This window comes from Flavobacterium sp. (genome assembly GCF_027484205.1).
Taxonomy (GTDB): Bacteria; Bacteroidota; Bacteroidia; order Flavobacteriales; family Flavobacteriaceae; genus Flavobacterium.
Map to the genome: position 1 here is coordinate 19,569 of NZ_JAIXUB010000023.1, position 22,275 is coordinate 41,843.

Genomic DNA, 22,275 nt, shown 5'->3' on the forward strand with positions numbered 1-22,275 from the left:
TAGTTTTTTTTAGCAACCTCTTGTATAACTCCAAAGGTTTGGTTCTCCATTATCGTCAATTACTTTTAGCCAACCTTCTGAAGTGTATTCCATATTTTGGTCTTCACTTAATTCAGTATTGCAAGGATGTTCTTTGTATTTTGTGATTTTAACCTTGCACCATTGTCCGACGGTAGTGTTTGTTAGCTTAATTTCAAATAGTTCTCCTCGTACAGATCCAATTACTTCGCTATTTGAGTTTGGTTCTTTTCGTAATCTCAATCCTGGTTCGTTAGCGTAATAACCTAATTCATTTTCACTTTGCTTAATTAAGTGTTCCAACCAACTAACAGTCTTAAAACCTTGGTTTCTAATTTCAGAAACCTTTAACCAGTAGCTTTTAGAAGTGTCAAGTACTTTTATAAATCCTTGGATTGAATCTTTATAATTTATGGCATAAATTTCATAAGAAATTTGTCGATAGTTGTCAACTTTTATTTTCTTATTACCGGTTTGTAAATAGATATTGTATGGAACTTGATCATCTTTTTTTATGTCACCTATTCTTTTCAGTTTTCCAATAAATTTTCCATTTGGATTGTCATAAACTGAAAAACCTTGTTCTGGTGAAAGCACGCAACAATACTTTTCAGAAGTTTTCAAACTATCAATAATTGGAACAATAATGCCGCGTTTGGCTGATTGAGAAAAAAATAATATTGGAAATAAAATTAGGAGTAATAAAATTGATTTTTTCATTTTGTATTCGTTTCGGTTTTAATCGATTTTTAAAATTACTGCTAAATTCTAAAAACTAAAATTGTCCTTAGCTTCTATCATTTGATGAATTTATCTTTTTTCAGCTATTAACTTTTTGATTATTCTTCTCTTTCCTTTTTTGGTAAAAACTTTCACCCACAATGTTAAAATTCCATCGCATCCACTTTTTAGTTTTTCTTCTTCATTGAATAGTATTAGCACTGTTGAAATTTTATCTCCTTTTTCAAGCCAACTTTTTATATTTTTAAAATATTGTTTTTTGCTATCAATTTTTTGACCAGTATTTCCTGATACAATTATGATTTTTTTATTAGTAAAATCAAAATCGTTGCGTTTTTCTTTAAGATAATTATTTAGGAATTCAGATTCAGTTTTTGTTAATTTAAAATCATCATCTAATCCACATTCTTCAATGTTTTGAGCGAAAAGAGTTGATATAAATAAAATAAAAAACAGTGTTCTAATTGATTTAAGTTTTTTCATATTATTACTTCATTTAATATGTCTTGTTGTCAACATGATATTTCTGTTGTAAACAAAAGCACAGAACTAGTGAATTGATTTTATTTTGATAAAGGTAAAATTTCTTAAGAAATTGAAACGTGAATTTACTATAAAAATTGCAATATTGTCAAACGGCTGTTGGTGGATGTCTTAAATTTTATTCAGTTTTCCTTCTCTTTGTAATATTCTTTGAAGTGTTCATTTTACTCGTGCACAAGCTTATTTGATTTTGGCAGGTGTCTTGTTTACTTTTACATAAGGCTTGTTTACTTTTGCATAAGGCTTGTTTACTTTTACATAAGGCTTGTTTATTTTTACATAAGGCTTATTTACTTTTACATAAGGCTTGTTTACTTTTACACAAGGCTTATTTACTTTTGCATAAGGCTTGTTTACTTTTGCATAAGGCTTGTTTACTTTTACATAAGGCTTATTTACTTTTGCATAAGGCTTGTTTACTTTTACATAAGGCTTATTTACTTTTACATAAGGCTTGTTTACTTTTACACAAGGCTTATTTACTTTTGCATAAGGCTTGTTTACTTTTACATAACATTGTGCAAAATAGCTGTTGGCAGTAGTTTTTTTATTTTTTTAAACCTAATATTTTTCCATAAACAATAAATTTATAGATAATTATAGCTGTTAATATGCTTGTAATTAATGATAATATTCCAATTATAATCGTTGCACTTCCTGATATTTGCCATTTTCTTTTATGGTAAAATTCTTCAACTTTAATCAAATTTGGTTTTGAGAAATTTTCAGCTTTTTTAAGTTCTTCAATATTTTGATATTCGGTTAGTTTTTTTTCAATTAAGTTTATTGAGTAATATTTTTCATTGTAAGTTTTACAAAATACTTTTTTCTCAATTTGTTGGATTTCGGAAACGTCACTTAATATTGATTTTCCATCGCATTCTATATATGCTTGTTCTGGTAAGTCAATCATTAAAATTTGGTAAGATTCGTCAATTGGAGCATACCAAGAGTCTCCAATACCAATGTCGACTTTTTTGATTTCAGAAATAAATACTGAACCAATGAATACAAAAATATAAAAGGAAAAGAAAATGTGAAATGGAATAAAAATTGATAAAATTAATTTCCTTTTTTTCTTTTCTGGACTACTTATAAAATACGTTATTATTAAACTAAAGAAAGCAATAATTGAACTTACAATAAATAAGAAAATTAAATGTAATAAAATTGAAAGTCCAAATCCCATATTTTATTTCGTTACGATTTTTTAAAATTACTGCCAACGTATCTCGGCTTCATGAAGTTGCGATGAACCTAGACCAAGCCTTCACAAATATATACAAAACTTTAAATTAAAGACCTTTCCAATTTCAGATAAATACCGTGCCATGCCATTTCTTGAAACCGTTGTTGGCAGATGTATTTTTACCAAGTTTTTCTTTCCTCATAGTCAGGTTTGTCTAAATATTCCATTATAAATGTACTCATTTTTGGTTTCAATTTTTTATATAAATTGTCATAAATTGGGTCATTGTATTTGTGAATTGCTTTGAAAACGAATTCTTCATTGTATTTAAAATACCAAGTATCGGGATAGTTTTTTCTATCTAATATTTGCGTTAAAAGTTCTAAACTTTCCTGGCTCTTATATTTTGCAATTGCACGACAATAATATTTTAAAGCATCATGACCAAATTGCTTTTTCTTTTTAATTTCTTCGTTAAAAAAATTTACTAAAATTGGAAAGAATTCTTTATTAGGAAATTCTTCAAAAGATTTAAAAATATAATTATTACAATTTGGGTTTTCGGAAAATTTTTTGAAATTATTTTTTATGTATTCAACATCATTTTCCTTTTTAAATTTAGAAAGTGAAAATGTAATTGCTAATTTTTCACATTCATCAGATGATTTTGAAGATTGATTTTTAATTATAGAATAATATTTTTCTTGTGGATTTATATCCATCATCATTCCAATTGAATTAGGTAAATAGATGTGTTTTAATAATACACTATCAACTAAAATATTTTTTTCAGTTTGTCTTAATTTTCTACTGTCTACAGCTTTTCTAATTAATAAATCTGAAACCATAAAGTTATCAGCTGCATCTTCGTAATACCACCACTCAACTTTAGTTGTGTCGCTCAAATGCCCCAGAAGTATTTTAAAATAATCTTTATCATTTTTATTTACTAAAGTTCGATAAGCTATTACTCTTAATATTGGGTCTTCACAATTAAGTAGTTTTAATAGTTCTTCCTTTGTGCAATTTTCTTTTATAAAGTTTCTTGCAATTGTATCACTTGAAGGAAGTTTTTTTTCAGAAGCTAGTTTTTTCAGATGAATTTGGAGTTCACTTCTAAAGTCAGAAATTTTATTTGGATACGGTTTTTCACGTCCACAACTGAATAATATTGAAATTAGAATTATATACGCGATTTTTTTCATAATATATCTGCCAACGTTTCGCGGCTTGCTTCAGTGGCAATGATTTATGACCTAGCCTTTACAAATATAGAAAAAACTTTAAATTAAAAACCTTTCCGATTTCAAATAAATCCCGAGCCAAGCCATTGAAGCAAACCGCTGTTATAAGCCGTTTTTATTTCCCTTTCCGCCACTCTTGTAATGTCATTAAAGTTTTAGTTTTTGGATTAAAGTATTTTATTTCAAAAGTTTTTTGGTATACATAATATTCTAATTCTTTATTTCCGGCTTTTACTTTAACCCTATAATATTTTTTTCCAGTGTCAAACGGTGATTCTAAAATACCAGTTGAAGTCCAATCTTTTTGATTTTCGGGGATTTCCATTATTAAATCCATAATCTTTTCCCTTATTTCATTGTCAACATCACAAATCTCACAAACTTCAAAATTTGGATTTCCAGTTGGGAAGAAAATTTCGTTGAGTAACGGTTTATTTTTTTCTAGTTCTTCAACTCTTTTTTGAGTCCATATATAATAAATAAAATGCTTTCTAGATTTATCTTCTTCAAGGTTTTTTTTGTATGTTTTAATAGCAGAAGCTTTGTCTCCAACACTTTCATAATAATTCCCAAGTGCGTAATAGTTTCCATTCCAATTGCCAATGCTATCGATAAATGATTTAGCAGTTTTATAGTCTTTTAATTTAATGTAGTTTGCGGCATAAGCAATAGCAACGCTACCATTTTTATATTTACTAAAATCTAATTCGCTAATTGATTTGTCATATTTTCCAGTTTTATAGAATAACTCGGCTTTAAAATAGTGCAAACTACTTTCGATATTAGTTTTTATCTGCGATTTATATTTATCTGTTTCTTTTTTATTAGCAATTAAAAAGCTGTCTACTATAGTAATTACTTCTTTTGGGTTATTTTCTGATTTTTTGTAAAGCTTAATTAATTGAATATCAAATTTTCGGAATTCATTAGAAACTTTATCCATTTCTTCGTGCATTCTTTCGTGTTCATCTTTGCAAGAAAATAGAAGTAATAAAAGGAAAAATATGAATGTTTGCAGTTTTTTCATAAAATGGCTTATAACGTTCCGCGGCTTCGCGACAGTTGCGATGCCAGCGAACTGATTATTTTCTGTTAAAGATAAATGTTTTTCGTGAACACGTAAAAATAAAAACCAGCAATTGCGCGAAACCGCTGTTATGCGCTGGCTCTTTATTCAAACTTTAATAACTCACTATAAACTTCGGTATCTTTTATTAGAAAAAACACTTCTTCAGCACATTCTCCTGATGTGAAATTATGATTGGCAGAAGAACCCATATATGTTGTATGGTCTTTCTCTATCCATCTAAGTTGAATTAGTTTTTCTATTGTAAGCTTGCTAAAAAACTTTGACCCTTTGAGGTTTAACTGTTTAAAGTAAACCATTTTAGATAGGTCAGCAACACTGTAAATTTTTATGAAACTTGAAAGTTCGTAATCATTTAGTTCTCTCAATCCTTCTACAATAAGTAATTCTTTGAAGGTTATAATTTTTTCGTTGGATAAAATTTCCGCGGCGTAATGTCCTAAGATTATTGAGCCAAATACAGATTTTGAGTTAATTGCATTTTCAATTACTGTATTCAAAAAATTATAGTTTTTTTCATCTTTGAGATAAGCTTTTAACCTTTCTGTATTTTTCAAATCAAAACTTTCCGGATCTAAATTTAAAGCATACGATTTTAGAAATTTTTTAAACTTTCTTTTTTTGTTAAAGGTGTAAAGAGAATGTATAGCTTTTATTGGAGAAAAAATGTCACCAGCAGTTTCGGTCAAATCTTTAACAGGTTCAAAATATGAATCTATTAAATCGTCAAGATTTTCAATATTCTCTAATATTTTTTTGCTTATGTCGATTAAGTTCTTCATTTTGTGCGGGTTGGATGAGCTTGCGCATAACTCATAAATACACGCAACTCATTATTTTTAATCTTTTTATTATTAATAATTTAATAACGACTATTTATAAATGTGCAATGCGTCTATTTAATTTCAAATATATAAAAAAAATCCTCAACTGTTTTCAATTGAGGATTTGTAACGATATGGTTTTAATTAGTATAAACTTGGAAAAACGGTTGGTTTTGCTTCGTGCATAATCGCATAGACTTTTTCAAAAATATCTTCTGCTGAAGGTTTTGAAAAATAGTCACCATCAGTTCCATAAGCAGGACGATGTGGTTGTGACGCTAAAGTTTGTGGTGCTGCATCTAAAAATTGATAACCGTTTTGTACTTCAATAATTTCTTGTAAAATGTAAGCACTTGCGCCACCAGGAACATCTTCATCAATGACTAACAAACGATTGGTTTTAGCTAAACTTTTAGCAATATCATGCTTGATATCAAATGGTAACAACGATTGCACATCGATGATTTCGCAACTAATTCCAACGGTTTCTAATTCTTTTGCGGCTTGTTCTACAATTCGCAACGTCGAACCATAAGAAACTAAGGTAATGTCATTTCCTTCTTTTAGTGTTTCAACAACGCCAATTGGTGTTTTGAATTCGCCTAAATTAGTTGGCATTTTTTCTTTCAAACGATAACCGTTCAAACATTCTACCACTAATGCCGGCTCATCTTTTTCTAATAATGTATTGTAAAATCCTGCGGCTTTAGTCATGTTTCTTGGCACTAAAACGTGAATTCCACGAATGGCATTGATGATCATTCCCATAGGCGAACCAGAATGCCAAACACCTTCTAATCGATGTCCACGCGTTCTAATAATCAATGGTGCTTTTTGTCTTCCGTGTGTTCTGTATTGTAATGTTGCTAAATCGTCACTCATAATTTGAATAGCGTACAACAAATAATCTAAATATTGAATTTCAGCAATAGGACGCAATCCACGCATTGCCATTCCAATTCCTTGTCCAAGTATGGTAGCTTCACGAATTCCTACGTCGGCAACACGAAGTTCACCATATTTTTCTTGCATTCCTTCTAAACCTTGATTTACATCACCAATATTTCCGGAATCTTCTCCAAAAATTAAGGTTTCAGGATATTTTGAAAAGATGGCATCAAAGTTGTCTCTCAATACTAAACGTGCATCAACTTCTTCGGCTGAAGCATCATAAGTAGGAGCAACTTCAACTGATGTTAATACGTTTTTATCGGATTCTGAAAACAAATGCGAACTGAATTTTGGTTGAATTTTATTGGTATAATTTGTAATCCAAGTTGCCAATTGCGATTTTCCATTTTCTTTCACAATCATCCGTAACACTTTACGAGCTGTGGTTAAAATATCTTTTCGAATTGGTTCTTTGATTGCTGCTAAATCTGAAGCAATTTTTTCAATGAAGATTTTATTTTCACTTGAAGATGCAATGGAATTCAATAAGTCGACCAACTCTTTTTGTTCCTCTTTCATTGGAGTTACAAATGCTGTCCAAGCGGCTTTTTTACCTTCAAGAACGTCTTTTTTTGCTTGATTGTCAATTTGGTCTAACTCTTCGGCTGTGGTCAAATTATTTTCAATTAACCAATTACGCATTTGGGATAAACAATCAAATTCGGTTTCCCATGCTAAACGTTCCGCATTTTTATAGCGTTCGTGACTTCCAGAAGTTGAATGTCCTTGAGGTTGCGTTAACTCTTGTACGTGAATTAAAACAGGCACATGTTCTTCGCGAGCAATTGCAGCTGCTTTTTCATAAGTTGCTACTAATGAAGGATAATCCCAACCTTTTACTGTTAGAATTTCATAGCCATTTGCATTCTCATCACGTTGAAATCCTTTTAAAATTTCAGATATATTTTCTTTTGTAGTTTGGTGTTTTGCGTGCACAGAAATTCCGTATTCGTCATCCCAAACGCTCATCACCATTGGTACTTGTAAAACTCCTGCTGCATTGATGGTTTCAAAAAACAAACCTTCAGATGTAGAAGCATTACCAATTGTTCCCCAAGCAATTTCGTTTCCGTTTTCAGAGAAATTAGTTTGGTTAATTCCTGCTACATTTCTGTAAATTTTTGAAGCTTGCGCCAAACCAAGTAGGCGAGGCATTTGTCCTGCAGTTGGAGAAATATCAGCCGATGAATTTTTTTGTTTTGTTAAGTTGTTCCAATTTCCATTTTCGTCAAGCGAATGGGTTGCAAAATGTCCGCCCATTTGTCTTCCGGCACTCATTGGATCAAAATTAATGTCAGTATGACCATACAAACCCGCAAAAAATTGCTCAATTGTCATTGCACCAATGGCCATCATAAAAGTTTGATCACGATAGTAACCTGAACGGAAATCACCATTTTTAAAAGCTTTTGCTAAAGCCAATTGTGGCACTTCTTTTCCATCACCAAAGATTCCAAATTTAGCTTTTCCTGTAAGTACTTCACGTCTTCCAAGTAAACTGCATTCGCGACTTATGGTTGCAATTTTATAATCGTTTAAAACTTCGGTTTTGAAATCTTCAAAAGTAATTTCGACTTTGTTTTGTGTTTCGGTCATAACTGAAAATCTTCTTAATCGAACAAATTTAATGAAAAAGTAGTAAAAATTACATTTCTGTTGAAAAAATATAATTTAATTATTGATAATTAATTTGTTGAAATTCACAACTTAGTTGAATTTTATGTAGTTAAAACAAGGATGTAATGTGAAATATTTAAAATAGTTATGGCTTAGTTGCGGATTAAAACCATTTTCTCGTAAACAAATTAACTAAAGTTTGAGGAGAAAAAGTAACCACAAATCTAATTTTATCACCATAATTAGGTTGTGAAATTTCCCAACCATTATTAGAGTGTATTGGGAAATACAACTCAAAATAATCGGTAACTAAATTAAGACGAATTCCGTTATCGTAGATGAACTTTTCTTTAGAATTACTGTTTTTCATAAAACCAAAATCACCATAAACTTCAATCCAATTCCAAATATTGAAACTCACATTTGTGGTTGCAATCCATCGATTAGCAAATCGGTTTTCGAGCATTGATTTAAAACCACCTTCGTGAATAAATATTTGTTGGCTGTATAAACCTGTGGTTTCAGAACGTCCAAGGTATTCATAGTCAAATAAATAATCTGTTGGTCTATCCACACCAAAGCTAAAGAAATCGGATGCATTGTTGTTGTATAAAAACATTCCTGCAAACATTCTAACGTTCAATTGACGGTTGTTGTTGAATAGTTTTCGGTATTCAATTTCGCCAGAAAGTTTTCCAAATTTACTTGAAAATTGTAAATCACCTCCGATGTTGAAATGGTTTGTAACTTCAGTTTTGACATTAAAATATTTGGCATTAAAAACAGAATAGTTTTCGGTATTATCAGTAATAAAACTCGATGCTTCGCGATTAACTAAAACTTGTCTAAACAATAGTGTTTGTTTTCTATTGTCTCTCAAACTTGAAGGACGAAAACGCATGACTACCGATGGATTTAGTCTTGTATACAAAGCATCTGGCGCATAATGAAACGAGGATGCGCTAACAGCATAACGAATTGAAAATAAATTACTTTCACGATTAAATTGATTTATGGATATATGACCTGAACCAGATAGTGAGCTTGTTTTTGTTGAATAAGTGGGATTGAAATCAAAATTAAAAGGTTTGTCAAGAATTGTTTTATTATGAAAACGCATTCCTGGTAGCAAACCATCATAAATATTAAAAGTCAATGTTGGCACATATAATATTTGATTGTAAAAAGGATCTTCTAAATCCTTCATGAAATTAAATTTTAAGGGCTTGTTGCTGATTCTAAATGGTTTAAGTGATTTCCAATTGTTTCTTAAATTAAATTCTGGAACTTCATTTTTATAGTTAATTACAATTTTATCGGCATTTTTTCTGTTGAAAGTATAAACACTATCTTTTTTGAATTCGTCAATCCACTCTTTAAAAACTATCTTTTTGCCTTTTAAACCATAAACCGGAATAGGAACGTGGACATTGGTTTTATTTACTAGAGAAAATGAAATACTGTCTTTTGTTTTTGATAATTTATCAAATTTATAATCGATGATGTCTCTTGAATCGATGATAGTATTGAAATACCAATCAATGTTTTTATTTGAGTTTAAAAATATAATACTTTCAAAATCTCTTCTAGTAGTTTGATGTGTTTTATTTAAATCGTAAAAATATTTGATACTTTTTTGAACAATATTGTTTTCAAGATAGCTGTCAAGATATTTCAAACTCAATCCTGCACGATACTTAGAAGCAATTTTTTCATTGAATTTGATTAAAGTATTTTTTGCGTCGCCTAAAGGTTGGTCCAGATTTTTACGAGCCATTAGCATATAAAAATAGCTGTATTGTTCGTTAAAATCTAAAGAAACTAATCGATAGCCACGAAGTAATTTCAATTTAGAAACATTTCCCATCATCTTGGCATTTGGATAATACTCGTCGATGTATTTCATCATGGTGTAGATTTGGATAGCATCGAAAACCCAATTGTCTTTTCGTTGGTCTAGTTTAAGTGTATTTTTTAAATAATTATTTAAATAGGTTTTTAAGAATTTCAATTCATAAATAAAAGAATCTTCAAATGGACTTATAAATGCTGGCAATTGATTTAAACCATAAAAAGGATTTTTTTCATAGTCATTTTGAGATACAGTTATGTTTTCAAAAGGATATTTTCCAATGTTTTCGGAAACGTAATTTGTAACTTTATCAATAATTAATGACTTTTGAATTCCGTCTAATTTATTGTCTTTTAAATCAGTAAAAACATTTACTTCATTGTTTTTAAAACTTGAAAATTGGGTTTCTTTTTCTATGTAAATGCTAAAATCCAAACGGTTTTCGCCTGAAAGGATGTAAGTTGTATTGTCTTTTTTGGTTTGAGTTAAATCAGAAATTAATGTAAACTCTTGAGGAATTCTGAATTCTATTTCAAAATTTGATAAACCATTATTGATGTCATCAAGATTAGCATTACTATTTTTTATAAAATCATGATTTTCAAAGCGTGCAGGTGTTAAAAACCAATTTTTGAGGTTGAAATTTCCGTTATCGGAATAACCGTATTTCGTGAATTTATCGTTAGGTATTTTGACCGTGTAAGATATAGTAAGTTTTAATTCTTGATGTGGTAGTAATTTATTTTTAAGCTGGATTTCAATAATATCAGGTTTGTTTCCAAAACGAATCCATGATAAAATTGATTTATTTTCGTCAATGAAAGTAATATTATCTGTTCTGCCTCGCTCTTTTTCGGCTGCAAGATGAAAACTTCTCACAAATTCGTCAGAAAAGCGTCTTGCTAAAGGTGTGTCTTTATCTGAATAAGCATGATTCCAATCGTTTAAAACAAGGGTTTTTAAAGTGTCGTTTGTTTGGTTGTTAAAGGTTAACTCTTGATAAATATTAAGTGTCTTTTTTTCAATATCTAATTCTACATTCATCTTTGAATGATGTTGAGCAAAAGCTACAAAGCCAAATAAGAATAGTATTAAAGTATATTTTTTCAAGATTTAGTTTTTGTTTTAAATAATCGGTCAAAGATTTCGATAGTAAATTTTTCTGCTCCTTTTTTATTCATATGACCACAAGTTGCAAAATATTCATCTTCAGTAACAAGGTTTTCAAATCGAAGTATTTCAGGATAAACAGCGTTTATTTTATTGAAATATTCCATATTGATTGTTTCCTTGCACATTGGTGTAGTCATAGCAATCAAATTTATGTTATTTTCTTTACAGATTTTCTTAATTTCTTCATAAGATTTATTTTTCTTAGGCGAGTATTTAGATAAATCAGCAGGAATCATTGGTCTTTCGTTTTTTGTTAAAGGATAAAAACCATCGTTATCTAAGGCGTTTGTTTTTTTATGAATTGCCGTTTGATACATTTCTCTAAATCCAACTCGCGCGTCATAATGCATGTATCTGTAAAACGGAATGTAAAGTAGTTTTTCGTATTCATCAATGTTTTCATAATGATTTCGAATCGTTTTTGATGAATGTAGATAAGGCATAAACAAGGAACGAATGGCTTCAGAATGATCGTTTGTATTGATATTCAAATCGACTTGAAGTATTAAATTATCAATTTTATAATTACGTTCCACCATCAATTTTAGCATCAAAGCTGATTCTTCGAGTCGAGAACGTGTTAATCCAAAATTGAAAGTTTTATAACCTTTCTCATTAAATATTTTAGGCACAAAATGGTTGTTTACTCTCGACGAACCCAGAAAAACTACATCATACTTTTTATCTTTTGAATTGTATAAGTAATCAATTTTTGTTCTAGAATCAGATTGCATGTAAACTGCAGTATATAAAATATCTAACAACACTAATGTTATGATTAGTATTGCAAAACCTTTTAAAAGAAATTGTATAAACTGTCGCATTAAAATTGGAAATAAATAAATTCTTTGTAATCTGAAAAAACTCCTAAAGCTACAATTGCTGCTAAACATAAACCTAATTTCAGCCAACTATATTTACCAGAAATGGGTTCGATTTTATTTCTGTTGTTCCATTCTACTAAAACAAAAACAAAAATTAAAGCCATTAAATTGTGACTGTAGCGTTCGATTCTGAAATATTGTTCAGAGAAATGTAAATCGCTAAACATTCTCATAATATAATTATACGCATCTGTAATGGTTTTGGATCTAAAAAATATCCAAGCCAAAGCTGTAATCGCAAATGTTGTGGTGATATTGAATAAAATTCTTATTGATTCTAAATTTAAGCCCAAAGTAAAAGCATCAACATTTTTTCGATTTCTATTTAATAATAAAAGTGGCAGAAAATACAAAGCATTTATCAAACCCCAAACAATGAAAGTCCAATTCGCGCCATGCCAAAATCCACTTACTAAAAAGATGATGAACGTGTTTCTAACTTGAAATAATTTATTGCCTTTGCTTCCGCCAAGAGGAATGTATAAATAATCTCTAAACCATGAAGAAAGTGAAATGTGCCAACGACGCCAAAACTCTGCAATATCTCTAGAAAAATAAGGATAATTGAAGTTTTTCAATAAGTCAATTCCAAATAATTTTGATGTTCCTAAAGCAATATCAGAATATCCTGAAAAGTCGCCATAAATTTGGAATGAAAAGTAAATCGCTCCTAAAATTAATGATAAGGAATTCATGGTCGAATAATTATCAAAAATTTCATTAGCATAAATTGCACACGAATCGGCTATGACAACTTTCTTAACCAAACCCCAAATGATTTGGTAAATTCCTTCTTTGGCTTTTTCGAAATTAAACTTACGTCTTCTTTTAATTTGAGGCAAAAGATGTGTAGCGCGTTCAATTGGACCGGCAACTAAAAGAGGAAAATAGCTTACAAACAAGGAATAATCAACAAAGTTTTTTTCAGATTTTATTCGTTTGTAATAAATATCAATAATGTAAGATAATCCGTGAAAGGTATAGAATGAAATTCCAACAGGTAGAATTAATTTTAATAAAATTGGACTTGCTGTTAATCCAAAACCTTGTAATAATTCGGCAAATGAAGTAGCAAAAAAATTGTAATATTTGAATATTCCTAAAAATCCTAAATTGATGGAAATACAAAGCCAGAGCCACATTTTCCGTTCTGAAGGTGTCTTGCTTTTTTCAATTTTCATTGCGGATACATAATCCAATAATGTTGAAAAAACCAAAAGAAACAGAAACCTCCAATCCCAACATGAATAGAAATAATAACTCGCTAAAATTAAAATATAATTCTGATTGATTTTAGATTTATGCCCAACAAACCAATACATTATAAAAACGATTGGAAGGAAAATGGCAAAATGTAACGAGTTGAAAAACATCTTTTAGTAAAAAGTTGAGCCACGAATTACACAAATATTCACTAAATAATTTGTGAGAATTTGTGTAATTCGCGGCTCAAAATTATTTAAAAATTCGGACTTAAATTGTATTTTTTGTAGAAGTTATCCAAAGCTTCAACAACTTCATCTTCAGTATCTACAACTTTAATAAGATTCATATCTTCTGGATTGGCATTTTTTTGCTTGTCAATCATCACATTTTTGATCCAATCTAAAAGTCCTGACCAAAATTCGCTTCCCACCAAAATAATCGGGAATTTACCAATTTTTTTAGTTTGAATTAAAGTTACGGCTTCAAATAATTCGTCTAATGTACCGAAACCACCAGGCATTACTACAAAACCTTGCGAGTATTTTACAAACATTACTTTACGAACAAAGAAATAATCAAAATTCAGGTTTTTGTCTTTATCGATATAAGGATTGAAATGTTGTTCGAAAGGTAATTCGATGTTTAAACCCACCGAAGTTCCTTCGCCACGATGTGCACCTTTATTTCCGGCTTCCATAATTCCTGGTCCACCACCAGTGATGACACCATAACCTGCTTTACTAATTTTGTAGGCAATACGTTCTGCCAATAAATAATATTTATCTTCAGGTTTTGTTCTTGCTGAACCAAAAATAGATACACAAGGACCAATTCTAGCCATAGTTTCATAACCATTTACAAACTCTGACATGATTTTAAAAATCGCCCAAGAGTCGTTACTTCTTATCTCGTTCCAAGTTTTTTGTATTAATTTATCGTGTATTCTGTGATCTTCGTTTTCGTAATCGTGATGTGCCATAATCTATATATTTTAATTTTTTTGCAAACGTGCTAAAGTAATTCTTTTTTCAAAAACTGTGGAATATGATTTAGTTTTTTGACAAAAAGATGTTATTTTATTTTATTATTTTTTTAGGTGCTAAAAAATTCTCCCCTGTTACAACACTTTTTCCAGTACTTTGTTCTAATTCAATACGTGCATTTTTTGCTACAGCACCACCTTTTTTGCTAACTTTTGCATTTTCAATCAATCCTTTTGCTTCTTCTTTTTCTGCGATTTGTCTTGTTGATAATTCAGCCAATGCTGTAAAAATTAACTCCGCTTCACTCATGTGGTCACGGAGATTTTGTGATTTTAAGTTTTTTATTTCTTTATGTTTTTTAACACTCAATCCTGTCCATTCTTGGTGGATAATATTGGTTAAAATTGCAAAATCTTTTTTCTCTTCAATTCCAGCTTCTTTCCAATAATCGGTTAATTTATTGCGGGTTTCTTGTCCCATCATTCGTTGCTGAATCCATTTTTCACTTCTTCCGTGTTGTTTCCAGTTTTCTCTTGCTCTGTCAATACTTTGCGCAGGATCTTGAATTTCTTGAATACGTTCATATCCAACCTTTGCCAACCATTGTTTAAACGGTTCTGCTTTTGGAGAAGGAACAGATTGGACTATTCGTAATACATCTTTTACATTGCCAGCTAGAGTTTTACGATTTTTTCCATTTGTTTGCATTGCTATCTGGGGACAATTTGTCCCTATGTAGATACCTAGTTCAATATCTCTTTTTCTAATTTTTTTTAAATAATCAGTGGGATTTACGGAATCAGTTAATGCCTCAATAATATCAACTAATGAAAAATACCATGTTTCAGTTTCTTCTATGTAACTTCTTCTTATTTGTTTGCTCTCAAAAATGGCCAAAGAATTATTATTTTCCATAAAGTTAAATTTATTTTTCCAACTCTTTTTTCAAAAATTGTGCAGTGTAACTTTTTTTATTCTTTACAATTTCTTCAGGTGTTCCTTTACAGATAATTTCTCCGCCGCCTTTTCCACCTTCCATACCAACGTCAATGATGTAATCGGCTAATTTTATAACGTCTAAATTATGTTCGATAATCAGCACCGAATTTCCTTTATCAACTAATTTTTGAATTACATCCATTAATACTCGAATGTCTTCGAAATGCAAACCAGTTGTTGGTTCGTCCATAATATAAAACGTATTTCCTGTATCTTTTTTGGATAATTCTGTTGCCAATTTTATACGTTGGGCTTCACCACCAGAAAGCGTTGTACTTTGTTGACCAAGAGTGATATAACCTAACCCAACATCTTGAATGGTTTTAACTTTTCTATTAATTTTCGGAATCATTTCAAAGAAATCTACCGCTTCATCAACCGTCATGTTCAACACATCAGAAATTGATTTTCCTTTGTAACGAATTTCTAAAGTTTCTCTGTTAAAACGTTTACCCATACAGGTTTCACATTCTACATAAACATCTGGTAAGAAACTCATTTCAATAGTTCTAACTCCAGAACCTTCGCAAGTTTCACATCTTCCGCCAGCCACATTGAAACTAAAACGTCCAGCTTTATAACCGCGAATCATAGCTTCTGGCGTCATGGTAAACAAACTTCTAATCTCTGAAAAAACATCAGTATAAGTCGCAGGATTACTTCTTGGAGTTCTACCAATCGGACTTTGGTCAATGTCGATTACTTTGTCAATATGTTCTAAACCTTCAATTTTCTTGTAATGCATTGGTTTTTTGACACCATTAAAAATATGAGCATTTAAAATAGGATAGAGCGTTTCATTAATCAACGTTGATTTTCCACTTCCTGAAACTCCTGTAACGCAAATTAGTTTTCCTAACGGAAATTCAACCGTAACATTTTTAAGATTATTTCCGTTGGCACCAGTTAATTTTATTGATTTTCCGTTGCCTTCACGACGTTTCTTTGGAACTTCAATTTGCATTTTGCCGTTCATGTATTGTGCGGTTATGGTATTTTCTTTCAGCAATTCTTTGGGTGTACCTTTACTGATGATGTTTCCACCAAATTTTCCAGCTTTCGGGCCAATGTCAATCACATAATCGGCATATTCAATCATGTCTTTGTCGTGTTCTACAACCAAAACAGAATTTCCAATATCACGAAGATTTTTTAACGAATTAATCAATCGTTCGTTATCGCGTTGGTGCAAACCGATACTTGGTTCGTCCAAAATATAAAGTACACCAACCAATTGCGAACCAATTTGTGTCGCCAATCGAATACGCTGTGCTTCACCACCAGAAAGTGATTTTGAACTTCGGTTTAAGGAAAGATAATTCAAACCAACATCCATTAAAAACTTCAATCTATCGTTAATTTCTTTTAGGATTTCAGTGGCAATAGTTTTTTGTTTTTCAGATAATTCTTTTGGTAAATTTTGAAACCAAATAGTCAATTCTGAAATATCCATCGCTGATAATTCAGCTATATTTTTATCGTTTATTTTAAAGAAAAGTGATTCTTTTTTCAATCGAGAACCATTGCATTCTGGACAATTGATTTCGTCCATAAAGTCTTTTGCCCAACGTTTTATGGAAGATGAATTACTATCATCGTGCTGACTTTTTATAAATTTAGCAATTCCTTCAAAATCAATTTTGTATTCTTTAGTAACACCAGCTGCTTTTGAAACCACTGAGAATTTTTCATTTCCACCGTTCATAATCATTTCCATAGCTTCATCAGAAATGGTTTCGATGGCATCAGTCAATTTAAAATTATATTTCTCACCAATAATTTCTAATTGTTTAAACATCCAAGACGATTTATATTCACCAAGCGGAGCAAATCCACCTTTGTTAATAGATAATTTCGGATTTGGAATAATTTTTTTTATGTTGATCTCGTTTACGATTCCCAATCCATTACAATGTTCGCAAGCACCTTTTGGAGAATTGAACGAAAATAAATTGGGTTCAGGATTTTGATAGGATATTCCAGTTGTTGGACACATCAAAGTTCTACTAAAAAAGCGAACATCATCACTTTCATGTTCGATAACCATCATCACATCTTCACCATGATACATTGCTGTTTTGATGCTTTCTGCCAATCTTTTATCAGTATCATCATCATTGTCTACTTGCAATCTATCAATTACAATTTCTATATCGTGAGTTTTGTAACGATCCAATTTCATTCCTGTGGTGATGTCGGTAATTTTACCATTGACACGAACTTTTACGAAACCTTGTTTGGCTATTTGTTGGAACAATTCTGCATAATGACCTTTTCTTGCACGAATGATTGGAGCAAGAACATTAATGCGTTTTCCAGCAAAATTTTCCTTAATCAATTTTTTTATTTGTTCATCAGAATAGGAAACCATTTTTTCACCAGTATTATAACTAAAAGCATCACCAGCACGAGCAAACAATAATCTGAGGAAATCGTAAATTTCGGTGATTGTGCCTACAGTAGATCGAGGTGATTTACTGGTTGTTTTTTGTTCGATTGCAATAACAGGAGAAAGTCCGTCAATTTTATCTACATCAGGACGTTCTAATCCACCAAGAAATTGACGTGCATAAGCAGAAAAAGTTTCAATATAACGGCGTTGTCCTTCAGCATAAATGGTATCAAAAGCCAACGATGATTTTCCCGAACCCGAAAGTCCAGTTATTACAACAAGTTGTTCTCTTGGAATAGTAATATCAATGTTTTTGAGGTTATGAACTCTTGCACCAATTACTTCAATTGTATTATCGTTTTCTAGCATATTTTTAGTCAAAACGCAAAAATACGATTTTATGAGCAAAATTTAGTTAGTCAGAACAGAAGAATTTGTTAAAGATTTTTATATTTGACGAAAACAATCATTACTATAAAATATGAAAATTTTAGGAATAGGATCACGTATTAAACATTCAGAATTTGGTTTGGGAGTTGTAACGAATGTGACTTCTAAACATTATTGGGTAACTTTTATCGAAAATGGATTGGAAACAATTGATGTTGATAGTGAATTTGAAGTAATTGAAGCTGTAGAAGACGAGGTAGATTCAGTGAGTTTTTATGAAGTTGAAAAAACTTTGAAAAATATTCTTCAGAAATGGAGTGATGTAACCCAAATTGTTCCCATTGCAGACAAATGGAAAGGTGGAAAGTTGGTAATGGAACCAGGAACACCAACTCAAAACAAAGAAGTTCCCATCGATACTTTCTTCAATAAAATAATTATGGTTAGAGATCGACTTCGAGTAATGGAGCAAAAAATCAATTCAAGTAATTTAGATAATGCTGAAAAAGTGGAATTGCAGCAATACATAACAAGATGTTACGGAAGTTTGACCACATTTAACGTATTGTTTAAAAGTACTAATGATTATTTTGTTGGAGAGAAGACAAAATAGTATTCAGTAGTCAGTGTTCAGTTTGCGAACTGCCAACTGAACACTACTAGCTGATAACTCTTTTCCTTTTACGATTTTCTATATAATCTTCAATGGCTTTTTTTGTAGTGTACCAATTTCTACCTTCTTTATGAGCGTCGATTTTTCCTTGACGTGCTAATAAACTTATGTATTCTTGACTGTATGGCGAATTAGGTTCACTTACAATATTGGAAATTTCTTGAAAATCATAATCATTATCGGGCAACGAACTTAGATAAATATTTAAGGTTCGTTCTTGTGCCTGACACATGAGTAACATCAATTTTTGATAGTTTCCATTATTGGCTTGATTTAATGCCTCATAATATTTTTTTCTATCATTAGATAAAATAATGGCAGGCGGAAAACCTTTTCTCATTAATAATAAATTCATTGCTAATCTTATCGTTCTTCCATTTCCATCAAAGAATGGATGAATCCAAACAAATTTATGATGAAAAATAGTTGCCAATTCAATGTCGTTCAATTGCAATGGATTGGTATTTACAAAATCAATTAATTCATCCAGTAAATCAGAAACTTTGTTGGCATTTGGTGGAACAAAATTTGCTCCAGAAATTCTAACACCACCATTTCTAATTCTTCCTGCAAAATCTTCTTCAATCATATTAAGTACTAAACTATGAATGGATAGTATATCGATTGCTCGAATTTCATAACTATCATCAACAATTGAAAATAGATAATTGATTGCTTTTTCATGATTTTTTGCTTCAAAATGTTCTCTGAGTGATTTTCCTTTAACGGTAATTCCTTCTTGCAAAACCATTTGAGTTTCTTGAAGCGTCAATGTATTTCCCTCAATACTATTAGAATTATAAGTCCATTCGATAGAAAGTGATTCTTTAATTTTTTGCAAAGCAATGTTTGGCAATGGTCTGCTTCTTTTTAAAACATCCATTTTATCATACAATCTATCAAATGTTGATTGTAATTCATCTCTATATTTTGTATCAATGTTCCACATAATACTGCAAATATATTTCTTAATATCGGATAATGCAAATTTAAAATCTATCCGATATTAAAATTTTTCAAAATTCAATTTCAACTTCAAAATTCAATTTATTGTAGTACTATTAAGTTTTGGTATTGAATTTGAAATTGATTTTTGATATTGTTATTGCAATTGATTTTACTCAATAATCATTTCCTTCAATTGCTCACGATAAGTTTCAAGAATGGAAATTTTAGAAATTAATCCGAAGAATTTACCGTTTTTGGTTACTGGAAGTACTGTTACATTTGAAGTTTCAAATTTTTCAATAATGGTTTCCATTCCATCATCGTGGTTGATGATTTCTTGTGGTTGTGAAAGGATTTCCTTAATTTCGGTAAATTTTATTCGGTAAGGATTAAAAACGATAGAACGTATATTTTCAAAATCAACAATTCCTAAAAGTTTATGCTTTTCATCTATTACAGGAATTATTTGTTGATTTACATTTGATAAATGTTCGATAAGATTTTCTAAGGATTTCTCTAAAGTAATAGTTTTAACATTGGTTTCAACTAATTTGAGAAAATCAATACTTTGCAAAATATTTTTATCCTTATCACTTGTAAAAACTTCTCCTTTATCGGCTAATGTTTTAACATCCATAGAATGTGGTTCCATTTGTTTAGAAACGGCATAACTTATCGAAGAAACAATCATTAAAGGAACCATTAAATCATAACCACCAGTGATTTCACCAATTAAAAATATGGCTGTTAATGGTGCATGAAATAAACCACTAAGGATTCCTGCCATTCCTACAATGGTAAAATTAGTTACTGGAAGATGCGAATTGATATTGGTCAAATCCATAAATTTTGCCACAAAAAAACCGAGATACGAACCCACAAACAAAGAAGGAGCGAAGTTACCTCCATTTCCACCTGAACCTAATGTTAAACCTGTAGCAAAAGATTTTAATAGGACAATTAGACCAATGAATCCTAATAAAATCCATTCGTTACTTTTATGATTTTCTAATAAAGTATTTTCTAGTAAACTTTCTGGATGCGCTGTTGAAAGTGTTTTCATGCTTTCATAACCTTCACCAAAAAGTGTTGGAAAAAAGAATATTAAAACGGCTAAAATAGTCGCACCAAATAATGCTTTTTTATAGGTATTGTTTTTAAATCGGCTAAAAAAATGTTCTACTTTTCTAAAATTTCTAGCATGATATACAGAAACTAAACCTGCTAAAATTCCTAGTAAAATATAGTAAGGTGTGTTGTGAAAATCAAAATTTTGTTCTTGCTCAAAACTCAATAAAACGTCTTGACTTAAAAGTACTTTAGAAACTAACGCACCAGTTGCAGCAGAAATGATAATCGGAATAAAAGCGGAAATACTAACATCGGTCAAAACCACTTCTATGGCAAATAAAACTCCAGCAATTGGAGCATTAAAAGCGGCACCAATTCCGGCAGCAACACCGCAAGCAAGTAATAAAATTCTATCTTTTTGAGAAAGTTTATATTTTTGAGCAAAGTTGGAACCAAAAGCTGCACCAGTAATTACAATTGGACTTTCTAATCCAGCAGAACCACCTAATCCAACGGTTAACGAACTTGTAATAATTTGCGCATACATTTGTTTTTTTGGAATGATTCCACCTTTTTTAGCAACGGCATAAAGAATACGCGAACTACCTTTTTCAATTGATCCATCAAGAAACTTTTTGATGACAAAAACGGTTAGCAAAATACCAATAATTGGGAAAATACTATTTGCAAAGGGCAGTTTTAAATAATTGTTGGCATAATTTGCAAAGATGAAAACATTATGTGCAAAGTTTTTAAGAATAATTACAGCTAAAGCACATGATATTGCTACAACAACCGCAGATAAATAAATGAAATTACGTTCAGATAAAATCGTTTTTGCCATGAAGAATATGGATTCTAATCGGCGCGCAATTTTTCTGAAAAATAATTGAAGGATTACTGATTTTCTGTTTGGCATTTTTTATTTATTCACTGCAAAAGGCAAAAGTAGTGTTTTAAAATTTACATAAAAAAATCCGATGAAGGATATTTATTTCATCGGATTTTGAATTTATTTATTCACAACTTCTTTTGTTAAGAATTACCTCAATTGGTTTATAAACTCTTTCACCAAATGAGGAATCATAATAATCATTCGAGTTATAATTTCCACACAATGGGAATATATCAATTTCAGTAAGTTTAATTTCTTTAGTTCCATAAAAAGTCCAGTCATTGTTTCCATATTCGCAAAAACTTTCAATTTTTAAATAGTAATTTTCAATGTCAAGTCTACTTGGAATTATTACACTATATTCGTCAGATAAAAATGGGAATCTATTATTTTGAGTTAAAATGTAAACTTTATTGTTTATAATTTTATCTTTCTTTTTCTTAACCAAAGTGATTTTCAAATTTGGAATAGTATTTATATTTTCTCTCGTATGAACTTTTACAACTATTATTGAAGAGCCATCATAAGGACAATGTTGTGCATTAATGAAATTTGAAATTAGTAAAATAACAAATAGAGCAATTTTTTTCATCTT

General features: G+C 30.5%; 17 protein-coding genes. 1 reads left to right on the forward strand and 16 read right to left on the reverse strand.

Translation table 11 applies throughout. The annotated features are described in order from the left end of the window. Positions 1-9: 9 nt before the first annotated feature. The 13 genes from Q0049_RS10305 to uvrA all read right to left on the reverse strand — a co-directional run bounded on the left by Q0049_RS10305 (position 10) and on the right by uvrA (position 18,072). Positions 10-738: an SH3 domain-containing protein gene (locus Q0049_RS10305; protein ID WP_298119419.1), complete on the reverse strand. Its 729-nt coding sequence runs from the start codon at positions 736-738 to the stop codon at positions 10-12. A 90-nt stretch (positions 739-828) separates the two neighbouring features. Then, positions 829-1,242, reverse strand: a complete 414-nt coding sequence (locus tag Q0049_RS10310) for a hypothetical protein (protein ID WP_298119421.1) — start codon at positions 1,240-1,242, stop codon at positions 829-831. A gap of 607 nt (positions 1,243-1,849) precedes the next feature. Continuing rightward, positions 1,850-2,491: a hypothetical protein gene (locus Q0049_RS10315; protein ID WP_298119423.1), complete on the reverse strand. Its 642-nt coding sequence runs from the start codon at positions 2,489-2,491 to the stop codon at positions 1,850-1,852. Between the two features lie 179 nt (positions 2,492-2,670). After that, positions 2,671-3,696 (reverse strand): hypothetical protein, encoded by a 1,026-nt coding sequence (locus Q0049_RS10320; RefSeq protein ID WP_298119425.1) that lies wholly within the window; start codon positions 3,694-3,696, stop codon positions 2,671-2,673. A 154-nt stretch (positions 3,697-3,850) separates the two neighbouring features. Then, complete coding sequence (locus Q0049_RS10325; RefSeq protein WP_298119426.1) at positions 3,851-4,762, reverse strand: hypothetical protein; 912 nt, start codon at positions 4,760-4,762, stop codon at positions 3,851-3,853. Between the two features lie 143 nt (positions 4,763-4,905). Next, a complete protein-coding gene (locus Q0049_RS10330) occupies positions 4,906-5,604 on the reverse strand; it encodes a hypothetical protein (RefSeq protein ID WP_298119428.1) in 699 nt (232 codons plus the stop codon). A gap of 186 nt (positions 5,605-5,790) precedes the next feature. Next, entirely contained in the window at positions 5,791-8,193 is a 2,403-nt protein-coding gene (locus Q0049_RS10335) for a thiamine pyrophosphate-dependent enzyme (RefSeq protein ID WP_298119430.1), read from the reverse strand. A 184-nt stretch (positions 8,194-8,377) separates the two neighbouring features. After that, entirely contained in the window at positions 8,378-11,176 is a 2,799-nt protein-coding gene (locus tag Q0049_RS10340) for an aminopeptidase (RefSeq protein WP_366941680.1), read from the reverse strand. Continuing rightward, entirely contained in the window at positions 11,173-12,063 is an 891-nt protein-coding gene (locus tag Q0049_RS10345; protein WP_298119432.1) for a hypothetical protein, read from the reverse strand. The genes Q0049_RS10340 and Q0049_RS10345 overlap by 4 nt, the downstream gene beginning before the upstream one ends. Further along, positions 12,063-13,496, reverse strand: a complete 1,434-nt coding sequence (locus tag Q0049_RS10350) for an MBOAT family O-acyltransferase (protein WP_298119434.1) — start codon at positions 13,494-13,496, stop codon at positions 12,063-12,065. The genes Q0049_RS10345 and Q0049_RS10350 overlap by 1 nt, the downstream gene beginning before the upstream one ends. Positions 13,497-13,582: 86 nt before the next feature. Continuing rightward, a complete protein-coding gene (locus Q0049_RS10355; protein ID WP_298119436.1) occupies positions 13,583-14,308 on the reverse strand; it encodes a TIGR00730 family Rossman fold protein in 726 nt (241 codons plus the stop codon). 97 nt (positions 14,309-14,405) lie between these two features. Then, complete coding sequence (locus tag Q0049_RS10360) at positions 14,406-15,227, reverse strand: BRO family protein (protein WP_298119438.1); 822 nt, start codon at positions 15,225-15,227, stop codon at positions 14,406-14,408. 10 nt (positions 15,228-15,237) lie between these two features. Next, positions 15,238-18,072 carry an excinuclease ABC subunit UvrA gene (gene uvrA / locus Q0049_RS10365; protein ID WP_298119440.1) on the reverse strand — a complete coding sequence of 945 codons (2,835 nt, stop codon included), beginning with the start codon at positions 18,070-18,072 and terminating at the stop codon, positions 15,238-15,240. A gap of 112 nt (positions 18,073-18,184) precedes the next feature. Here uvrA and Q0049_RS10370 point away from each other — a divergent pair, with 112 nt between their 5' ends. After that, positions 18,185-18,706, forward strand: a complete 522-nt coding sequence (locus Q0049_RS10370) for a hypothetical protein (protein ID WP_298119442.1) — start codon at positions 18,185-18,187, stop codon at positions 18,704-18,706. Between the two features lie 46 nt (positions 18,707-18,752). Here Q0049_RS10370 and Q0049_RS10375 read toward each other — a convergent pair whose 3' ends face one another. The 3 genes from Q0049_RS10375 to Q0049_RS10385 all read right to left on the reverse strand — a co-directional run bounded on the left by Q0049_RS10375 (position 18,753) and on the right by Q0049_RS10385 (position 22,272). Further along, the gene (locus tag Q0049_RS10375; RefSeq protein WP_298119444.1) at positions 18,753-19,715 is read right to left on the reverse strand and encodes a Fic family protein; all 963 of its coding nucleotides are present in this window, start codon (positions 19,713-19,715) and stop codon (positions 18,753-18,755) included. 168 nt (positions 19,716-19,883) lie between these two features. Continuing rightward, complete coding sequence (locus tag Q0049_RS10380) at positions 19,884-21,704, reverse strand: chloride channel protein (RefSeq protein ID WP_298119446.1); 1,821 nt, start codon at positions 21,702-21,704, stop codon at positions 19,884-19,886. A 97-nt stretch (positions 21,705-21,801) separates the two neighbouring features. Then, complete coding sequence (locus Q0049_RS10385) at positions 21,802-22,272, reverse strand: hypothetical protein (RefSeq protein ID WP_298119448.1); 471 nt, start codon at positions 22,270-22,272, stop codon at positions 21,802-21,804. Positions 22,273-22,275: the final 3 nt, after the last annotated feature.